14 protein-coding genes and 1 riboswitch are annotated in these 19175 nt (G+C 59.1%); of the genes, 12 read left to right on the top strand and 2 right to left on the bottom strand.

Going from position 1 to position 19175, the window contains the following annotated elements; all coding sequences use genetic code 11:
- Nucleotides 1-73: 73 nt before the first annotated feature.
- From H8695_RS04150 to H8695_RS04135, 4 genes are all read left to right on the top strand, one after another.
- On the top strand, nucleotides 74-1213 hold the full coding sequence (locus H8695_RS04150) for an aldo/keto reductase (protein WP_249299626.1): 1140 nt from the start codon (nucleotides 74-76) through the stop codon (nucleotides 1211-1213).
- A 104-nt stretch (nucleotides 1214-1317) separates the two neighbouring features.
- The gene (locus tag H8695_RS04145; protein WP_249299625.1) at nucleotides 1318-2910 is read left to right on the top strand and encodes an alpha/beta hydrolase; all 1593 of its coding nucleotides are present in this window, start codon (nucleotides 1318-1320) and stop codon (nucleotides 2908-2910) included.
- Between the two features lie 149 nt (nucleotides 2911-3059).
- Nucleotides 3060-3746, top strand: coding sequence for a DNA-3-methyladenine glycosylase family protein (locus tag H8695_RS04140; RefSeq protein ID WP_249299624.1), 687 nt, complete (start codon nucleotides 3060-3062; stop codon nucleotides 3744-3746).
- A 235-nt stretch (nucleotides 3747-3981) separates the two neighbouring features.
- Nucleotides 3982-4791, top strand: a complete 810-nt coding sequence (locus tag H8695_RS04135) for a lysophospholipid acyltransferase family protein (RefSeq protein ID WP_249299623.1) — start codon at nucleotides 3982-3984, stop codon at nucleotides 4789-4791.
- A gap of 49 nt (nucleotides 4792-4840) precedes the next feature.
- Here the strand turns inward: H8695_RS04135 and ppk1 are convergent, their stop codons facing one another.
- Together ppk1 and H8695_RS04125 are read right to left on the bottom strand one after the other, a co-directional pair.
- The gene (gene ppk1, locus H8695_RS04130; protein ID WP_249299622.1) at nucleotides 4841-6964 is read right to left on the bottom strand and encodes a polyphosphate kinase 1; all 2124 of its coding nucleotides are present in this window, start codon (nucleotides 6962-6964) and stop codon (nucleotides 4841-4843) included.
- A gap of 26 nt (nucleotides 6965-6990) precedes the next feature.
- Nucleotides 6991-7923 (bottom strand): Ppx/GppA phosphatase family protein, encoded by a 933-nt coding sequence (locus tag H8695_RS04125; RefSeq protein WP_249299621.1) that lies wholly within the window; start codon nucleotides 7921-7923, stop codon nucleotides 6991-6993.
- A 296-nt stretch (nucleotides 7924-8219) separates the two neighbouring features.
- Between H8695_RS04125 and H8695_RS04120 the strand changes: the two genes are divergently transcribed.
- From H8695_RS04120 to H8695_RS04085, 8 genes are all read left to right on the top strand, one after another.
- Nucleotides 8220-8882 (top strand): epoxyqueuosine reductase QueH, encoded by a 663-nt coding sequence (locus H8695_RS04120; protein WP_249299620.1) that lies wholly within the window; start codon nucleotides 8220-8222, stop codon nucleotides 8880-8882.
- Nucleotides 8883-9261: 379 nt separating this feature from the next.
- Nucleotides 9262-9552 (top strand): hypothetical protein, encoded by a 291-nt coding sequence (locus tag H8695_RS04115; RefSeq protein ID WP_249299619.1) that lies wholly within the window; start codon nucleotides 9262-9264, stop codon nucleotides 9550-9552.
- 4 nt (nucleotides 9553-9556) lie between these two features.
- Complete coding sequence (locus H8695_RS04110; RefSeq protein ID WP_249300262.1) at nucleotides 9557-9964, top strand: cytidine deaminase family protein; 408 nt, start codon at nucleotides 9557-9559, stop codon at nucleotides 9962-9964.
- A gap of 132 nt (nucleotides 9965-10096) precedes the next feature.
- On the top strand, nucleotides 10097-10456 hold the full coding sequence (locus tag H8695_RS04105) for a BlaI/MecI/CopY family transcriptional regulator (protein ID WP_249299618.1): 360 nt from the start codon (nucleotides 10097-10099) through the stop codon (nucleotides 10454-10456).
- A complete protein-coding gene (locus H8695_RS04100) occupies nucleotides 10453-12411 on the top strand; it encodes a M56 family metallopeptidase (protein WP_249299617.1) in 1959 nt (652 codons plus the stop codon). The genes H8695_RS04105 and H8695_RS04100 overlap by 4 nt, the downstream gene beginning before the upstream one ends.
- A 31-nt stretch (nucleotides 12412-12442) precedes the next feature.
- Nucleotides 12443-12646, top strand: a riboswitch (cobalamin riboswitch).
- A 103-nt stretch (nucleotides 12647-12749) separates the two neighbouring features.
- Nucleotides 12750-17021: an immunoglobulin-like domain-containing protein gene (locus H8695_RS04095; RefSeq protein WP_249299616.1), complete on the top strand. Its 4272-nt coding sequence runs from the start codon at nucleotides 12750-12752 to the stop codon at nucleotides 17019-17021.
- Between the two features lie 116 nt (nucleotides 17022-17137).
- Complete coding sequence (locus tag H8695_RS04090) at nucleotides 17138-17647, top strand: ferritin (protein ID WP_249299615.1); 510 nt, start codon at nucleotides 17138-17140, stop codon at nucleotides 17645-17647.
- A 202-nt stretch (nucleotides 17648-17849) separates the two neighbouring features.
- Nucleotides 17850-19172 (top strand): MATE family efflux transporter, encoded by a 1323-nt coding sequence (locus H8695_RS04085; RefSeq protein ID WP_249299614.1) that lies wholly within the window; start codon nucleotides 17850-17852, stop codon nucleotides 19170-19172.
- The last annotated feature ends 3 nt before the right edge of the window (nucleotides 19173-19175 follow it).

Below are 19175 nucleotides of genomic sequence, written 5' to 3'. Positions count from 1 at the left end.
CGGTATAAGATTGCGTTTTTTCCTCCCTGCCGCTATACTGAAACTACACAAAACGCAGAAGGAGGCTGTGAGAATGGAGAAACGCATTTTCGCCGCAGGCGCAGAGGAGTTGTCGCTGCTCGGTTTCGGCAGCATGCGCCTGCCCCAGAGGAGCGAGGATCCCACCGACATCGACGAGGCTCTTGCCACGAGGATGTTTGACTATGCCATTGAAAACGGAGTCAACTATTTTGACACCGCCTACCCCTACCACAGAGGCGAGTCCGAGCGGTTCGTCGGGCGGACGCTCTCGCGCCACCCGCGTGACAGCTACCACCTTGCCAGCAAGATGCCCACCTGGCTTGTCAAAAGCGAGGCCGATCTCGAGCGGATCTTCAACGAGCAGCTCGAGAAGTGCAGGGTCGATTACTTCGATTTTTATCTGGCCCACAATTTGAATGTCGACTACTATGATATTCTGCGCCGCACGGGAATTTATGAGTTTATGAGCCGCAAGAAAAAAGAGGGAAAAATCCGCCATCTTGGCTTTTCCTTTCACGACCGGCCCGAGCTTCTCACCCGCATTGTGGAGGAACACGAGTGGGATTTTGCCCAGATTCAGCTGAATTACCTCGACTGGGAGCTTCAAAATGCCGCGCGCCAGTATGAGATTTTGACCGATCATGGTCTGCCTGTTGTGGTGATGGAGCCGGTTCGCGGCGGTACGCTTGCGACTCTCAGCGAGAGCGCCTGTCAGATTCTGCGGGCCGCAGACCCATCGGCGAGCCCCGCCTCCTGGGCAATTCGATTCGCGGCGTCTCTGCCGAATGTGATGACGGTGCTCAGCGGCATGTCGAACATGGAGCAGGTGCAGGACAACGTCGCCACCATGAACGCCTTTTTCCCGCTCACCGAACGCGAGCGTGAGGTGATAGCCGAGGCGCTTCACGCTTTCAAACTCGCCTCCACCATCCCCTGCACGGGCTGCCGATACTGTATGGACTGCCCGGCCGGCGTCGACATTCCGGGGGTCTTTGCGACCTACAACCAGTATTGCATCAACAAAAACGCCATTGCCTTTGAGACGGGCTACGACGTACTCGGCGCCGAGCACCAGGCAAGTCACTGTGTCAACTGCAAGGCCTGCCTGCCGAAGTGCCCGCAGCACATCGCCATTCCCGATCGGTTGCGCGAGATTGACCAAACGGCGAAGAAGCTCTTTTCACAAACCTGAAAAAAGCCCCGGCTCGCAGCCGGGGCTTTTCATTGAAAAATTCATAGCGGCGGCTCTTTTCGGGAAGACTAGCTTCATCGACTACAAAGAGAGGAAGTTATCCTATGAACCCGAAAAAACCGTTTTACAAAAAACCGGTCTTCTATGTGATTGCGGCAATTGTGATTCTCGCGGTCATTGTGGTGGTTCTTGCGCTCAACCACGACCGCAAGATGGATCCCGATCCGACGCCGGACACACCGCCCCAGACCGAAGGCGGCGCGGCGCTGCCCATGGGTGAAGTGGAGCTGATCGACTACAAATTCGACGACTTCACCATGAAGCCCCGCAACAACGCCTCTGTGACACTGCCCGTCGAGGGGCAGCTCGCCCTGCCGGCGGGTACCGAGCGGGTGCCGGTGGTCTTTGTTCTGCATCCCGCTCCCCGCGGCGGCGAGGGGGAGACGGCGAACGGCTACTACGGCGGCTACGAGAATCTGCTCAACTCGCTTGCCGAGCGGGGCATCGCCGCTGTGTCAATCAACATCGCGCCGCAATATGCCACGGCCTTTGGCGAATATGACCGGCAAAACGCCATTCTCATGGAGCACATCAACCGTCTCATGCGGGCCGTGACCGGGGAGGAGACGAATTTTCCAAAGGATATCACGGGCCGATTGGATTTTGAAAACCTCGGTCTGATCGGCCACGGAGAGGCGGCGACCGGCCTGTTCTCCGCAGCCGAAATGACGCTGTCTAATGTGGGTGTGAAGCTTCGCGGGCTGCTTCTGGTCTCACCGAACACCACCTTTACCGCCGAGACGCGCAAGCTGGATGTTCCCACCGCGATTCTGGAGGCGGCCACGCCCATGTCCGGCGCAAACTATGACGGCATGGACATCTTTGAGGAGCTCGCCGGCGACAATCTGCGCGACGGCTTTGCGGTGCTCACAACGCTGGAAGAGGGCAGTGCCTACGACTTCAACAGCCGCCTCGGCAGCGACGGCTCCGACCGGTACCAGAGCTTTCTCGGCGACTATGCAGCGGACTTTTTCAACACCATTTTCACCCGTGTCAACACCTTTGTGCCCATCGGCATGTCGGTCAGAGAGCCGGATGAACTCTATGGCATGCCGGCGAGGAGTCTTGTAGTCTCGCCGAAACGCAAGCTGATTTTACACCCGACCGGCCTTGATGACGAGAAGATGAGCAAGGTGCACGGGGACATCATGAAAAATCTCGCAACGCTTCAGGTGGTCACCGACAGCGAGGATGCCTCGCGAGACACGGCTGGCAGCTTTGTCGGTCCCGGCAGCGGGGAGCGCATGTACTACCGCATCCGCTGGGAGCAGAAAGGCGCGACGGTGGTCGTGATCCTGCCCCCCGGGGAGCAGGACCTCACCGGTTACGAAAGCCTGAGTCTGATGCTTGCGGTCGACCCCACTGACTCGCTCAACAAGGCGCAGGAGCAGAGCTTCAGTGTCGCGTTGACCGATGTGGAGAAGACCCGTTCGAGCGTGACGCTCTCGGGCCGTGCGGCGCTTCGCATGACCGCCGCCGACGGGCAGCCGTCTGCTCTTGGGGAGATTCGCATTCCGCTCGATGAGTTCGATGAAGCGCATCTCAAACAGATCGGAGCCATTGAGCTCAGCTTCGACCAGACCGACAGCGGCTCTATTTTACTGTGGGATCTGAGTTTGCAAAAGGAAATTGAATAGAGAGTGATTGCCGAAGCCCCCGGTGCCGCAAGACACCGGGGGCTTTTTGAGGTATCGCCCGGCTACAGCCGGAGGCTTTGCATTCGCCGCAAAAACCGGTATAATGAGCGTATTGATTCAGTAGGGAAAACCGGCGGCGGGAGGTCTATATGGAGAGCTTTGACAACACAGTCATCGAACAGCGCGACCCAATGTATTTTTGCTATACGGCGGCGCAGCTTGATTATCTGCGCTCGCGAGACAGGATTCTCGGCGTAGCCATCGACCGCATCGGCCCGGTGCGCCGGGAAGTCAACCCCGACCTCTTCTCGGCGCTTGTCAATTCCATTGTAGGCCAGCAGATTTCGACCAAGGCGCAGACGACCATCTGGAGGCGCATCTGTGATGAGATGGGCTGTGTCACCCCGGCACAAGTGCTTGCGCGGGGTCCCGAGGGCATGCAGCGCTTTGGCATCTCCATGCGAAAGGCGCAGTATATCTGCGCCGCGGCCGAGCGTGTGCGCAGCGGTGAATTTGATATCGGCACGCTTGCCGGATTGCCGGACGACGAGGTCTGCCGCGTGCTCTCGGCGATGCCGGGCATCGGTGTGTGGACGGCTGAGATGCTCATGACGTTCTCCATGCAGCGCCCCGACATCGTCAGCTTTGGCGATCTTGCCATTCAGAGGGGAATCCGTATGCTCTACCGCCACAGAAAGGTCACACCGGAGCTCTTTCGGCGCTATCGTCGACGCTGGTCGCCCTGCGGCACGGTCGCGAGCCTCTATCTCTGGGCCGTTGCAGGCGGCGCCATTGAGGGCCTGCGTGACCCCGCGGCACGCAGGAAAAACTTTTGACAACCAAAAGACGACAGGGTATAATAGCCGCAGGGCGGCTATTATATGAAACTTAGGGCCGTTTTTCTCGCCCCTTACGGGGCAACCGAAAAACATGGCCATCTTATTCTGTCATGACCGCTTCGCGTCCATGACAGAAAAGCCGCAGGGCGGCTATTCTATGAAACTTAAGGCCGTGCTCTCGCCCCTTACGGGGCAAGTCCCTGCGGGACGGCTGAAAACATGGCCGCATGATATGCCCGATTTTCATAAGGAGTGGAAGCGGATGCGCTGCATCGTCTGGTATATTGTCTTTTTCCTGTTCTTGATTCTCATCTTGCCGCTCTATTTCGTCATCTGGCTGATGGAAGTATGCGGCGCGCGCCGCACACACGACAGAATGGTGCGCTGGCTTGTCCACCTCTGGTCCGGCATGCTACTGGGCCTTGCCGGTGTCCGGCTCGAGGTGGAGGGACAAGAGAACCTCACCGATGAGCCCGCGGTCATCGTCGGCAACCACCAGGGGGACTTTGACATCCCCGTGCTGCTGCGCATTTTGAACTGGCCCCCTTCGATGATCTCGAAAAAAGAGGTGCGTCACATTCCGCTGCTCGGTATGTGGATGAGGCGGCTGCACTGCGTGTTCATCGACCGCTCAAATCCGCAGTCGGCCATTGAGAAGATCAACACCGAGTGTGACAAGCTGATCAAAGCGCGCTACTCGGTACAGATGTTCCCCGAGGGGACGCGCAGCCGCGGCGGCGAGATCAAACGTTTTAAAAAGGGCGCGTTCAAAGTTGCCGAGCACACGGGCGCGCCGATTTTGCCCATCGTGATGGAGGGCAGTTACAAGGCGCTTGAGGCAAACAACTTCTGGATCAAGCCGTGTACGGTTTACGTCAGAGTGCTGCCTCGTATCCCGGTGCAGGGACTCTCACGTGAGGAACTCGACGCCCTGCCCGAGACGGTCCGTGAGCTGGTTGTCGCCACGCATGCACAGCTTTTGCAGCGGGCCGCACGCGATCAGAGCCAGAAGGACGCGACACTGGGAACCGCCGAGGCATAATGAAAGAAAAAAGAACGGCCCACGGGCCGTTCTTTTTTATGCGTTAGACTTACTTTCGCCGAAAGAGCCGTGACAGGCGTGCACGCAGACCGGGAGAGGGCGAGCCGGGCTGTGACAGAGCGGCCTGCTCTACGGCCTCCTCCATAAAGTAGAGCTGGCTGTCGAAAGGGTCGCCCTGAACCTGGGGTTTGCGGTAGGTGCCGTCACTCTGCAGAATACGCGCCTTGACGTTGTCGCGTAGCATACAGTCGACCATGTTGAGAATGCGCGCGCGCAGGTGCCGATCATGGACCGGGCAGGCGATTTCCACCCGGCGTTCCGTGTTGCGGGTCATCATGTCAGCCGACGAGATGTACAGTCGCACCCGCTCGCCCGAGCCGAAACAGTAGATGCGCGAATGCTCGAGGAACCGGCCGACAATGGAGTAGACCGCAATGTTCTCCGTGCGCCCTGCGATACCGGGCAGAAGACAGCAGATGCCCCGGATGAGAAGCGTGATTTTGACCCCCGCCTGCGAGGCCTGAGAGAGCTTGTCGATCACTTCGCGGTCGGTAAGCGAGTTGAGCTTGAGAAAGATGCGGCCGTCGCCCGTGCTGCGCTGACGGTCTATTTCTTCGTCGACAAGGCGCAGCAGACTGCTCTTGAGCCCCGCCGGAGCAACAATGAGCTGGTGATACTCCCCCTCGAGGTCGGAGATGAGCATGTTCTTGAAGAACTCGGCGGCGTCCCGGCCGATCTCCTCATCGGCGGTCAGCAGCGAGTAGTCGGTGTAGAGCTTGGCTGTCTTTTCGTTGTAGTTCCCGGTGCCGACCTGGGTGATGTAGCTGACGCGGTTTTTCTCGCGCCGGGTGATCAGGCAGATCTTGGAGTGCACCTTAAAGCCCTCGAAGCCATAGATTACCTTGCAGCCCGCTTCCTCCAGGCGCTCGGCCCACATGATGTTGTTCTGCTCGTCGAAGCGAGCCCGAAGCTCCATGAGTACAGTGACCTCTTTGCCGTTTTCGGCGGCGGCCACGAGATAGTCGATGATTTTCGCCTTTCGCGCCAGACGGTAGATGGTGATTTTGACGGAGATGACCGCAGGGTCGTAGGCGGCCTCGCGCAGAAGCCGCAAAAAGGGATCCATCTGCTCATAGGGGTAGCTAAACAGGCGGTCGCGCTTTGCGATCTGACGGGCCATGGGTTCGCCGGGGACCAGTCCCGCAGGGGGCTGCGGGGCAAAGGCTGGGTAGACGATGGCCCGCGCCGTCGAAGCGGAAAAATTCTCCTCGAGCAGATAGACGTAGCCCATTGCGAGCGGGGAGCGGCTCTTGAAAACCTGATCTTTCTTCAGGCCGAGCCGTCCGAGCAGATAGCTCGCAAGCGCCGAGTCAATCTCGCCTTGAACCTCGAGGCGCACGGGGGCAAGCCGCGCGCGCTTTTTGAGGATTTTCTTCATATGGCGGCGGTAGTCCTCGTCGTCAAAGCCCTCGTCATCCGGGCTGATGTCGGCGTTTCGTGTGACGCAGACGATGGACTTTGCCACCGTCTCGTAGTTTTTGAACAGGCTGTCGGCGTGCTCGGCCACAACGCGCTCCAGCGTGATGTAGCGAACGCCCGCGCCCGGCAGAAAGACGATCGGCGGCAGACTCTGCGGAATGGGAATGATACCGTAGTTGGTACCGGCCGTGCTCTTGAGCAGCATGGCGACGGTCAGAGCCTTGTTCGGCAGATGGGGAAACGGGTGGTGCGAGTCGACAATCTGCGGTGAGAGAACGGGCAGTACCACGTCCTTGAAGTAGTCGGCGAGAAAGTGGCGCTCTTTTTTTGAGAGCTCCTTGTAGGTAAGCCGGTAGATGTCGTGCTCGCGCAGCTGCGGCTCGAGCTCCTCCATGATCTGGTCGCGCAGCTTGTAGAGAGGCGCGACGGCCTTGAGAATTTCCCGAATCTGCTGCGCCGGTGAGAGCCCGCTCTTGTTGTCGATGCCGGCCTCGGGCAACAGAGACAGATCGTGCAGACTGCCCACGCGGATCATGAAAAACTCATCGAGGTTGCTGGTGAAAATGGAGATGAATTTGAGCTTTTCATACAGCGGTACGGTGGGATCCTGCGCCTGCTCGAGAACGCGCGCATTGAAGCGCAACCATGAGAGCTCCCGGTTTTGTGTGTAGCTGTAATCAAAGTTCGATGCCATCGTCGGGGCACCTCCTCAAAAACCGGTCATGATGCCGGCGATTTCTCATCCTCGACGGGCTCGCCGTTTTCGAGGATGGTTTTATACAGGTATCCCTCCCGCACGCCAAATTTGCTCACGAAGAGGGACTGGCTGTCAAACTGCCTGCAGATCGTGGAGAGAATGGTCATTCCCGGGATGATGGTGTGAACCCGCTCGGGCGTGACCTGTAAAATGCGCCGCAGCGTCGGCTTGTCGTTTGACATGGACTTGAGAAGCGAGCGCACCTGTGAGACCGAAAACTGGCGCGTGTTGTCGGGCAGGACCTCGCGGTCGATCATCAGCCGCCCCGCGGCCCGGATGGTGCCGCCCACGCCGATGATCAGATCGTAGCGCTCGTCGCGAAAATCGCCGAGATCGCGCAGGGCTTTCTCCACCGTGCGGCGCATGGCGCGGCGCTCTTTCTCGGTGGGAAGAAGCCCCTCAACATGGGAGGTGTAGAGATTCAAAGAGCCGATGGGCATGCTCAGCGCCTTGATCTGGCGGGCGTTTTCGTAGATGACAATCTCGGTGGAGCCGCCGCCGATGTCAACCATGACACCGTCGGTGATATCGAGAGTATGCGCCGCGCCGACAAAGTCGAGCGCCGCCTCCTCCGTGCCCGAGATCAGATCAACGGAAAAACCCGTCTCGCGCTCAATTTCCTCGAGCGTCTCGGCGGAGTTTGCGACGTTGCGAAGAGAGGCGGTCGCGAAGACCCGCACGGTGCGGATGTCAAAATTGTCCAGCAGCTCGCGATAGCTCTGAAGCACCGCGACCGCCTTGCGGATGCCGCGCCGGGTCAGCACGCCCTCCTGCACATAGCCGGCAAGGCCCGCCATGACCTTTTTGCCGAGCAGCAGTTTAAATGTGCCGTTTTCACAGCGGTAGATGGAGAGCCGAATGGTATTGGACCCCACGTCGATGATCCCACAGATCATATGGTCAGACTCCTTTAACCCAATCAATCATGATAATAGTATCTGTCATTAACACCATGATACCATAAAACAGTAAAAATCGGGTAAAATTTTGCAAATCGGGCGGACAACGGCACTGGCGCGCTGTGAAAAAAGAGGGTATAATAGCCGCAGAACAGCCTTGATATTGACTTTAAGCCATGCTCTGACCCGCTGTGCAGACGAGTGCATGTAAGGAGATATCCCCAAAATTCGGCAAACGATGCCGAGGGTCAGTGCGGTATGGCAGTTGATGAACAGAAAAAGAGGTGTCATACATGCCCGTACAGAACGCACAGCGGGAAATGGAGCGCATCATCGCCGAGCTGGGCGGCCGTCGGGCTCGGCTGCTCTTGCACGGGTGCTGCGCGCCCTGTTCAAGCTATGTTCTCGAAACGCTCAGCCGGGCCTTTGATATCGTGCTCTACTACTACAACCCCAACATATCGCCGCAGGAGGAATACAGCCGACGCCTTGACGAGGTGCGCCGCCTGGTCGGGCAGATGCCGCTTGAGGGCTCTGTCACGGTAGAGAGCGGAGCCTACGAGCCCGCCCGCTTTGCAGAGCTCGCCCGGGGACGGGAGGATGAGCCGGAGGGGGGAAGCCGCTGCCGCGCCTGCTACGAGCTGCGGCTGCGCGAGGCGGCGGCTGCCGCGGCGCGCCTTGGGTGTGAGTTCTTCACGACCACGCTCTCCATCAGCCCTCACAAAAACGCGGCCTGGCTCAATGAACTCGGCGAGCAGATTGAGCGGGAGACGGGGGTTCGCTATCTGCCGGCTGACTTTAAAAAGCGCGGGGGCACGAAAAGATCCATCGAGCTGTCAAGGCAATACGATCTCTACCGGCAGGACTACTGCGGCTGCATCTACTCAAAGAGGGAGGCGGCCCGTCGGCGCGAGCGCACCGGGCGTGGACAGGAGACGGACGCTGTGATACAATAGCCGCAGAGCGGCTATTATATGGAATTCAGGCCGTGCTCTCGCCCCTTTCGGGGCAACCGAAAAACATAGCCGCATAATACCATGATCGCTTTGCGCTCATGGTATCATAACCGCAGAGCGGCTATTATATGGAATTCAGGCTGTGCTCTCGCCCCTTTCGGGGCAACCGAAAAACACGGGCACATTATATCATGATCGCTTTGCTCTCATGATATAATAACCGTAGGGTAGCTTATTATATGGAATTCAGGCCGTGCTCTCGCCCCTTGCGGGGCAAGTCCCTGCGGGACGGCTGAAAACACGGCCCATTGTACTGTGATCGCTGCGCATTCACAGCAGGGCGTCGTAGAATCGGAATTTGTTTTGGAGGAATCGCAATATGATATCGGAGCTCTTTGAAGTCGCAATGGTCGTACTCTTCGGCATATCCTGGCCCACCTCCATTGTCAAGTCGTGGAAATCGCGCACCACAAGGGGAAAGAGCCTTGTGTTTCTGTGCTGTATTTTCACTGGCTACATCTGCGGAATCGTCAGTAAGATCACCGCGTCCAACATCACCTATGTCTTTGTTTTCTATGTAATCAATCTGGTGATGGTGGGCATCGACATCTGCCTGTATTTCAGAAACCGCGCGCTCGACCGGGCGCGTGCCGCGGCTGAGAGCCGCTGACGGCATGGTCGGCTGGCGGGAGCTCTATCACCGCGCGAGAGCAGTTCAGTGCGAGCGGACCATATCGCCCTTTGTGGAGGCTGGCGGAGTCGCCGCCGCAATTCTGACAAAAGCGGGCAATGTCTACACGGGTGTCTGCATTGACACCGCCTGTTCGCTCGGCATGTGCGCCGAGCGAAACGCCATTGCCAACATGCTCACCCACGGGGAATCTCAAATTGAGAGAGTCGTCGCCGTGATGCCGGATGGCAGCGTGGGGCTGCCCTGCGGCGCCTGCCGGGAACTGATGATGCAGCTCGACCGGGCAAGCGGCCAAATCGAGATTCTGACCGACCTTGAAAGCGGACAGAGCGTGAGCCTTGATCAGCTCATGCCGGACTGGTGGGGACGTGGCCGGTGGACAGGGGAATAAAACACAGAAAAAGCAGCCGAAGCGGCTGCTTTTTGCTTTTGAAAAAATTTGCTTGACAACAGAGGTTTATTGGAATAAACTTAAAGCACAACAATAGGTTTATTCCAATAAACTTAAAGGGGAGGGATTCGCTTGGAGGACTACAAGCTTTTCGATGCGGAGTTTCGGCTGATGAACATTATCTGGGAGCTGGAGCCGGTCAATTCCACCGCGCTGTGGATGGAGTGCGAGCGCCGGCTCGGCTGGAAGAAGCCGACGACCTACACCATGCTGCGCAAGCTCTGCGAGAGGGGGATGCTCCAAAATGAGAGTGCTACGGTCACGGCGCTGGTCGGCCGTGAACAGGTACAGCGCTACGAGAGCGAGGCGCTGCTCGAAAAGGCGTTTGACAACTCGCTGCCCTCATTCATCGCCACGTTTCTCAAAGATCGCAAACTGACCAAAGAGGAGGCCGCGGAGCTTGAGCGGCTGATCAGGGAGGCGGCAAAATGAATCGGTTTTTTTTACAGGTTCTCCAGATGAGCCTCACGGCCGGCTTTGTCATTGTTGTCGTTCTCGCAGCGAGGCTGGTTCTGCGCCGGGCGCCGAAACTGTGCAGCTATCTGCTGTGGGCGGTTGTGCTGCTGCGGCTGCTGTGTCCGTTTTCCTTTGAGAGCGTGTTGAGTCTGATTCCCGCCGGGACACAGAGCACAATCGGCGCGGTGACCGCGCTGATGAGCGTGGGAGCGCCCGCGGGGACGGGAGCGGGAACGGCACTGCCGCCCGTACAGGGGCCGGCGGGCGCCGTGACGCCGCCGGCAGCCGGAACGGCGGTGCTGAACGTCATCTCGGCGCTGTGGTTTGCGGTCGCCGCTGTGTTTTTGCTCTATGGCATTTTGAGCAGCCTGCGGCTCGGGCGGGGACTTCGTACGGCGGTGCGCGCCGCAGAGAGCCGGGTCTATGAGACCGACCGCATCCGCACGCCGCTCGTCTATGGGCTGCTCCGGCCGAACATCTATCTGCCGCTGGGCCTCGAGGGGCAGGAACGCGCCTATATCATCGAGCATGAGCGGACCCACATTCGCCGGGGGGACCATGTGGCGCGCGCTGCCTTTTTTGCGGCGCTTGCGCTGCACTGGTTCAACCCGCTGGTCTGGCTTGCCTATCGGCTGATGAATCGGGATATGGAGATGTCCTGTGACGAGAGCGTCATGCGGCGCACAGCAGGGGATATCCGGGTGAGCTATTCCACATCGCTGTTGTCCCTGTCGGTGTCGGGCGGGCTGCTGAGCCCCCTTGCCTTTGGCGAGAGCAGCGTGTCGGGACGGGTGAAAAATGTGCTCTCCTGGCGAAGACCGACCGCCTGGATTCTCCTTGTCATTTTGGTCTTGGTGCTCGCGTTGAGTGTGATGCTGTTTGCCGACCCCAGAGTTCCGGCGGATACCCCGAATGTGGATCAGACGCTCGCTGCTCTCGCGACCGAGCATCTGCTTGAGCCTGACATGGCGGCTCTGGCAGAGAGCGGTGTCACGGTTACAGACTCGAGCATTGTGGGAGTGGAGCTTGCGGCGACACTCAGCGAGGGCTACGACGAGCCGCTGGAGCTGTACCGCATCGACTATCGCCTGACCGTGGAGGACCCGGCTGCCGCCGAGGCGCTCGGACGGACGGTGGAAGACGGTCTTGTCACCCAGACGACGGCGGACGGCGTGCCCTATCTCGCCGTGACACAGCAGGGCCATGCCTACGCCGAGAGCTTTCGAAGTGTCTCGCCCGACACGGCGGCACTCACACAGGCGCTCACCCGCGCCACACGGCTGCGCCTTGGGGAATTCTACTTTCAGCTGACGACCCAAAACCGCTTTGACTTTGTACCCGAATTTGAAGCGGACAATCCGCCCGCTTCAAGCAGTGAGTATTTGATGTACGCCTTCATTCTCGACAGCGCCCGCTACAAGGAGGAGCCAATGCCGAGAGACTATGTGGAGAACGTCATCAAGACCCACTTTGAAGTGCAGACGGTTGTGCACGAGCCGATGACGCGCCTGTGGAACTATGACGGCAACGTCTACACGCCGACCGGCTGGTCCTACGGCTACGAGCCTTTCTACGGGCTGGTGTCCTCTGCGACGACGACCGACGCTGAGGGGCGAACGATCTACGACGTGACGCTCGACTATTATGGCTTTGACGAATTTGCGTTCAGCGACCCGCAGGACTTCACGCTGCCGCTGGATTTCGACGGCTCCATGCTCTCGGACTACAGCGAGGGGATGCAGTATGTGATCGACCGGATGGGCAAGCGCATCGAGAGCGAGGAGCTGAGCGTCGTCGAGGCAATTTTACAGATGGTAGCCGACGGCGACACCGCGCATTTTAATGTGATTCGTACCGAGCGCTTCACGTTTTACCTCGAGGGGGAGAACGCGGTGTTTCTCTCACACGAATACCTTGGATATGCCCCTTGATTTTGACCGCGCGCGATGTTATAATGCGGGCAGTCGAATACACACTGCATGTGCCCCTCTTTCGGGGAGAATAGGAAACCGGGTGAAAATCCCGGACGGTACCGCCGCTGTGAGTGTTTTCGGCTCGCTTCGTGATGAGAATCAGCCACTGGGACAACCGGGAAGGCGGAGCGGGCCATGTGGGGCAACCCGCCGGAACACGAGTCAGAAGACCTGCATGCAGAAGGCGAGCCCTCTGCGGATCTACGGAGGCGCTGGCAGATTATCCACGGAAAAAACGGCCGTGACGGCATTTGCTGTCACGGCTTTTTTCTGTCTGAAAAAGAGAGGGGATTGGTATGAAAAAGAGATTGCTGACGCTCATTCTGGCACTGGTGTTCGCGCTCGGGCTGGTGCCGGCACAGGCACTCGCGGCGCAGGGGGACATCACGGTCTATGTGAGCGTGAGCCTTGAGGGGGAGTTTCAGCTCTCCAAAAACGGCGTGGACGGCATGGTGCGCGTGCCGGTGGAGGTGCCGGAGGGCTCCACCGCCTTTGACGCGCTTTGTATGGCCCATGAGCTACACTGCGACGCAGAGGACGGCTACGCGGGCAGCGGAGGCTTTTTCTCAAAGTTCTGGGGCGTGACGACATCCAATGTCGGATACTTTGTAAACGGTGTCATGGTGATGGATCCCACCGCGACGCTCAGCGCCGGCGACGACATTGAGGGAACGGTCTACCGGGACTATTCGAGCGACCTCTACACTCGCTTTGACCGGCAGACCGTATCGGTGCCGGCCGGTGCGGCGCTCGGTGTGACGCTGTTCTCCAATGTCATCGTGACCCCCGACTGGATGGGCGGCATGATGAATGGAGAGCGCGCCGAGACGCCGCTTGGCGGCGCCGCCATCCTGGTGGGAGACGAGCTCTCCTGCAACATTCCCTATGATGAAATCGGCGAGACCGATGCCTCGGGCCTTGCGGTACTGTCGTTTGAAGAGCCCGGAACCTACGCGCTCTCTGCGGCCAAGACGGGGACAAGTCTGGTTCCGGCGGTCTGCGTTGTCACTGTGACCGAAGCGGAGAGCGACGAGCAAAAAGAGGCTGCTGTCGCGAGCGACACAGCGGCGCTCAATTTCGATGCCATTCGGGGAAGCAACACCGATTCCACTGCCGTGACGCAGGCTCTGGCACTTTTGAAACTCGGCGCCAGCGGCAAGACGACCGTCACCTGGGAGTCGTCAAATCCCGCGGTGGTGAAAGCGGACGGAACGGTGATTCGGCCGCTCTATGAAACGGGCGATCAAACGGTCACGCTCACGGCGACCGTCACCTACGGCACGGCAAGCGACACCGCGGAAATCCCGCTGACCGTCAAGGCGATGCCATCGTCCGAGACCGTACTCGAGGAGCTTGTCGCCGCGCTGCCCACCTCGGTGACGCCAAGTGAGTGGAAGCAGGACAACTCGGCAAAACAGGATACCAATCTCATTGAACTGGTGCGCTCGAAGGTTCAGGCGATCAACCCGTCCGTCACGGTAGCCGACACCTGTGTTCCGGGTGAGCAGACACAGGTCGCGCCGGATGGGACCATCACCTACGGCGAGAGCAGAGTGAGAAACAAAGAGGTGTCGTTCACCCTCAGCCTCGGCGGGGTGGAGAAGACCTATTCGCCCAAGGTGACAATCAATGCGAGAAAAGCAACAAAGGAGGAGGCATTTGAGGCCGCATGGCTGAGCTTTGACGTCATCAAAGGGGACAATGCCGACGCCGACAACGTCAAGACAGACCTCTCCCTGCCCGCAACCGACCCGGAGGGCTACTACACGGAGCTTGTTTGGACGTCGAGCAATCCCTCGGTGATTGCGGTCGGAGACTATGCGGTAAGCAACGCCTTTGCAGCCAAGGTCACGCGCCCTGGCGTCGGGGAGCCGGCTGCCGAAGTCACGCTGACGGCGCGCATCAATCCGGGCGCATACTGGCAGTATGGGATGGCGCCTGCCGGCCCGACTCCCGAGCCGGGTTATGGAGAAAAGAAGTTTACGGTGAGCGTGCCCGCTGTGACGCAGCAGGAGCAGCAGTCGGCACAGGCGCTTGTCGATGAGGCAGTCGCGCTCTACTCGCTTGACGCCGTCACCGTGCGTGGAACGAAAGACCCGGCCGATCTCATGGCGCTGACCTACAGCATCAACGACATCCCCTACAACTGGAACTATGTCGATGATCTGCCTGGCTTCCGGGAGGAAATGAGGGCAATCACCGTCCGGTGGTCGTCGGAGAACCCGGGCATCGGTACGGTCACTTCGGGCGCGGACATCACAAGGACCTCCGCTGATCAGACCGGCGATATTGTGCTCACGCTGGAATACAACGGGGCCACTGCCGAGCGGCGCTTCCCGACAAAGGTGCTTGCGTTCGGCGCCGCCGAAGCGGCCGCTGAAAACGGGATTTTGCGCAGAGTCGCTGACAGCCTGACCTTTGAGACCATTCGAAAGGACAACACCCAGCGCGGTGAGGTAACCGCCGATCTGCAGGCAATGAAGTCGGCGGTGGCAGGTGAAACGGTGGAGTTTGCCGCTGCCGCCAATTACCACCATGTCGGTGCAAACATCGCCTGGTCGAGCAGCGCCCCCGCGGTCATCTCGGATACTCTCAAGGTGACACGGCCCGCCGAGGACACGGAAGTCACGCTGACAGCGACGCTCACAAGCCCGCGCTTCGCCGCGTGTCCCGGTGTGCAGAGTGTGACAAAGCAGATCGTCGTGACCGTACTCGGCGCCGGGACCGAGCAGGATGAGGCGTCGATTCTGTGGGCGAACATCGCGGCGGCATACGCGCAGAAAGACAGTGCGTTCTGGGAGGCGAGCGGCGAGTGGTGGCACGCCATGGGAATGCGCGCCTGGACGGAGTTGTCGGGCAGGAGCGGGCTTTCAGCCGACGCGCAGCAGACGCTGATCAACAAGACCGTCAAAGCGGTGGCCGAGGGTGAGTCCTCACAGGCAAAGCTCGCCAATCTCCTGGCAAACGCGGTCAATGCCATGAGTGCGCTCGGGCGCGACGCAAGCTCGCTGTGGACTGTCAACCGAACCGAGCTTGATGCGCTCGCGCAGCTTGAGAAAATTGATCTCGATGAGGCCAAACAGGGCTATTACTCCACCATCGCGCCCTATGTGCTCACCGCGCTGCGGCAGGGCGGAGTAACATCCAGCGCAATGGTTGACGCGCACATCGATTACCTGCTCGCAGAGCTTGAGAACGTCAACTGGGGCTGGGGAGCGGACACCCCCGCGATGATTTTACAGGGTCTGACGCCCTTTTATGACCGCCCGCAGGTGAAGACGGCCGTGGATGCGCTCGTGGAGACTCTGTCGGAAAAACAGGGCGACGACGGCAGCTTTGGCAATGCCAACGCCGACGCAATGGTCATCATCGCGCTTGCACAGCTCGGCATCGACCCCGACAGTGACCCGCGCTTTGTCAAGCAGGACACAAGTCTGCTCGACGGGCTTGTATCCCATAAGAACAGCGCGGGCGACGGCTTTTCCAACGACTATGCCACCAAGCAGGCGTTTCTCGCGCTGAGCGCTGCCATGGGAGTCAAAAGATCAGAGGGCCCCTATGACGTCTACGACTGCACAGCGCTCGAAAAGACGCCGGCCTACGCCAACGGCACCGGCAGCACTACGCCGCCGGACCCCTCGGGGGACAGTGATATCACGGTCTATTTCACGCTGAAGAGCGACAGCTCCACCTGGATTTCCCGCACAGCTGTGACGCTCAAAAGCGATGCAAAAGTCTATCACGCCTTTGTCAAGGTTCTCGAGGAGAAAGGCTTTTCCCAGACGGGGGCGCAGAGCGGCTATGTCTCCTCGATCACTACCGCCGCCGGCGAGACGCTCGCGCAGTTTGACCGCGGTGAGAATTCCGGCTGGCTCTACAAAGTCAACGGCACGCTGCCGAGCGTCGGACTGCAGGAGCAGGGGCTCAAAAGCGGCGATGAGATTCTCTTCTACTACACCACCGACTGGACCAAGGATCCGGATGCGGGCAAGTTTGCCGGCGGCACCGTGGTCACACCGGACGAGCCGCAGGTGTTTTCGGATGTGAACGAGGCGCACTGGTACTATGAGGCCGCCGTGTATGTCGCCGAGAACAAGCTCTTTGGCGGCATGGAAGACGGCAGCTTTGGCGCAGACATCGGCATGAGCAGAGCCATGCTGGTCACGGTGCTCTACCGGCTCGCGGGCGAACCGACACCGGGCGGGGCGAGTGAATTTCGCGATGTGCCGCCGCAGAGCTGGTATGCAGAGGCTGCCGCCTGGGCGGGTGAAGCGGGCGTCGTCGAGGGGCTCTCGGGACTCTTTGCCGGCGACGAGGCAATCACGCGCGAGCAATTTGCCGTGATGCTCTACCGCTATGCGCAAAAGCTGGGTCAGGCGCCGGTACAGGGTCAGCCGAGCTATCCCGATGCGGCACAGATTTCAAGCTGGGCTCTTGAGGCGGCCGCGTACTGCGAGAGCAGAGGCCTCATGGTCGGCCGCGACGGCGGCGCGTTTGCCCCGTCGGCTCAGATGACCCGCGCCGAGGCTGCGACCGTTCTGATGCGCTGGCACAAACTGCAGAAGTAACACAAGGGGAGCGCACGATCTCAGTGCGCTCCCTTTTTCTCTTGACAAATTATACTAAAGTGATATACTTTTGGTTAGAAGAAACTAATCCAATCAGAGAATAAGGAGAAAAAACGATGGACAAGAAAGTATCCGCGCTGCTCAATGAGCAGATCAACAAGGAGCTCTACTCGGCCTATCTGTATCTGGATATGGCAAACTACTATTCGGCCAAGGGCCTTGACGGCTTTGCCAACTGGTATGAGATTCAGGCGAAAGAGGAACAGGATCACGCCATGCTGATTTACCGGTATCTGCACAACAACAGCGAGAGCGTCACACTCGAGGCTGTTGCAAAGCCCGACAAGGTATTTCAGGCCCCGATGGACCCGCTGCGCGCTTCGCTGGAGCACGAGAAGTATGTGACCTCGCTGATTGATACGATCTATGCGGCGGCGCAGGCGGCAAAGGATTACAGAACGGTGCAGTTCCTCGACTGGTTTGTCAAGGAGCAGGGAGAAGAGGAGAAAAACGCGGCCGATCTCATCACCAAGATGGAACTCTTCGGCAGCGATCCCAAGGGTCTTTACATGCTCAACGGTGAGCTGATGGGACGCGTCTATTCCGCGCCGTCTCTGACCCTCTGAAAAACGGACCCAAAAGCGCCGCGAACAGATTTCGCGGCGCTTTTTTTGCGCAGGGGCTTGACTTTGAAGATACTGTTTTGTATAATCGGATTCGTTCACGCGGAGGGTGAGCCATTCGCTGGAAATGGTGAGCTGGATAAGGTGACAGGTTGAAAAGCCTGTTGGTTTATCCGGCTTTTTTGTTGTTATGGGAGGTTGTACAGTGGATTTGCTGCAGGGAAAAATCAAGACCATCTATTTTCGCTATTTGGGCGCGGCGTTTGGCAGTGCGCTGATCGGTTCGATCTACAGCATCGTGGATATGGCGATGGTCGGCCAGTATCAGGGACCGTCCGGCACGGCGGCTCTCGCGGTGGTCGCGCCGGTCTGGAACATCATCTACAGTCTCGGCCTGCTCACCGGCATTGGCGGGGGTGTGCTTTTCAGCGCCGCGCGCGGACGGGGTGAGACGAGGCGGGAGCGGGAGTACTTTACCGCATCGCTGCTTTTGACGACGCTGCTCGCCGCGGTCAGCTGGGTCGCCGTTGCCCTGTTTGACACACAGATGCTCACGCTCTTCGGCGCGGAGCGCACACTGCTGCCGCTTGCCAGAGAGTATCTTCTGCCCATCAAGTTTGCCGTGCCGCTGTTTTTGTTCAACCAGATGCTCGCGGCCTTTCTGCGAAACGACAACAACCCGGGACTCGCGACTGCGGCGGTGCTCTCCGGCGGCATCTTCAACATCTTCGGCGACTATGTGTTCGTCTTTGTGTTCGACATGGGAATCATGGGCGCAGGCCTTGCCACAGCCATCGGTGCGCTGATTACCTGCATCGTACTCATCACGCATTTTTTCACCCGGAAAAACACGCTTCGGCTTGTCCGGCCGGCGAAGACTGTCGGCAAGTTCGGCCAGATTGCTGTGACGGGCCTGTCGACCTTTTTTGTCGATGTCGCAATGGGGATTCTGACCATGCTCTTCAACCGCCAGATCATCCGCTATCTCGGCACCGACGCGCTCTCGGTCTACGGTGTGCTGGTCAACATCAGTACGATTGTCCAGTGCTGCGCCTACAGCGTGGGGCAGGCGGCACAGCCCATTTTATCGGTCAATTACGGCGCGGGACAGAGCCGGCGAGTGAGTGAGACCCTGCGCTACTCGCTGTACTCTGTGGCGTTTTTTGGCCTTGCGTGGACGGCGCTGGTATCCGCCGTTCCGAACGGATTGATTCGCATCTTCATGGAGCCCACACCGCAGATCCGGCAGATCGCACCGGCGATTTTGAGAGCCTATGGACTGTCCTTTCTTCTGCTGCCGCTGAACATTTTCTCCACCTACTACTTTCAGTCTCTGATGAGGCCGAGTATCTCTTTCTGCCTGTCGATCGCCCGCGGCCTCGCCTTGAGCGGAGCGCTGATCCTTCTTCTGCCGGCGCTTGCCGGACCCGATGCTCTGTGGCTCGCCATGCCGGTCACAGAGGCAGTGGTAGCAGCTGCCGTGGTCCTTCTCATCTGCAGACAGCAGAAGAGATTGGAAAAACTGTAAAAA

Source organism: Feifania hominis (assembly GCF_014384765.1).
Classification (GTDB): domain Bacteria; phylum Bacillota; class Clostridia; order Oscillospirales; family Feifaniaceae; genus Feifania; species Feifania hominis.
The sequence above is the reverse complement of the archived record's forward strand: the minus strand, read 5'-3'. Positions and strand labels throughout refer to the sequence as shown.

Bases quoted from the DNA above. Each gene is read 5' to 3' on its own strand.
- H8695_RS04150 (WP_249299626.1), top strand. From the start codon at position 74: ATGGAGAAACGCATTTTCGCCGCAGGCGCAGAGGAGTTGTCGCTGCTC.
- H8695_RS04145 (WP_249299625.1), top strand. From the start codon at position 1,318: ATGAACCCGAAAAAACCGTTTTACAAAAAACCGGTCTTCTATGTGATT.
- H8695_RS04140 (WP_249299624.1), top strand. From the start codon at position 3,060: ATGGAGAGCTTTGACAACACAGTCATCGAACAGCGCGACCCAATGTAT.
- H8695_RS04135 (WP_249299623.1), top strand. From the start codon at position 3,982: ATGCCCGATTTTCATAAGGAGTGGAAGCGGATGCGCTGCATCGTCTGG.
- ppk1 (WP_249299622.1), bottom strand. From the start codon at position 6,964: ATGGCATCGAACTTTGATTACAGCTACACACAAAACCGGGAGCTCTCA.
- H8695_RS04125 (WP_249299621.1), bottom strand. From the start codon at position 7,923: ATGATCTGTGGGATCATCGACGTGGGGTCCAATACCATTCGGCTCTCC.
- H8695_RS04120 (WP_249299620.1), top strand. From the start codon at position 8,220: ATGCCCGTACAGAACGCACAGCGGGAAATGGAGCGCATCATCGCCGAG.
- H8695_RS04115 (WP_249299619.1), top strand. From the start codon at position 9,262: ATGATATCGGAGCTCTTTGAAGTCGCAATGGTCGTACTCTTCGGCATA.
- H8695_RS04110 (WP_249300262.1), top strand. From the start codon at position 9,557: ATGGTCGGCTGGCGGGAGCTCTATCACCGCGCGAGAGCAGTTCAGTGC.
- H8695_RS04100 (WP_249299617.1), top strand. From the start codon at position 10,453: ATGAATCGGTTTTTTTTACAGGTTCTCCAGATGAGCCTCACGGCCGGC.
- H8695_RS04095 (WP_249299616.1), top strand. From the start codon at position 12,750: ATGAAAAAGAGATTGCTGACGCTCATTCTGGCACTGGTGTTCGCGCTC.
- H8695_RS04090 (WP_249299615.1), top strand. From the start codon at position 17,138: ATGGACAAGAAAGTATCCGCGCTGCTCAATGAGCAGATCAACAAGGAG.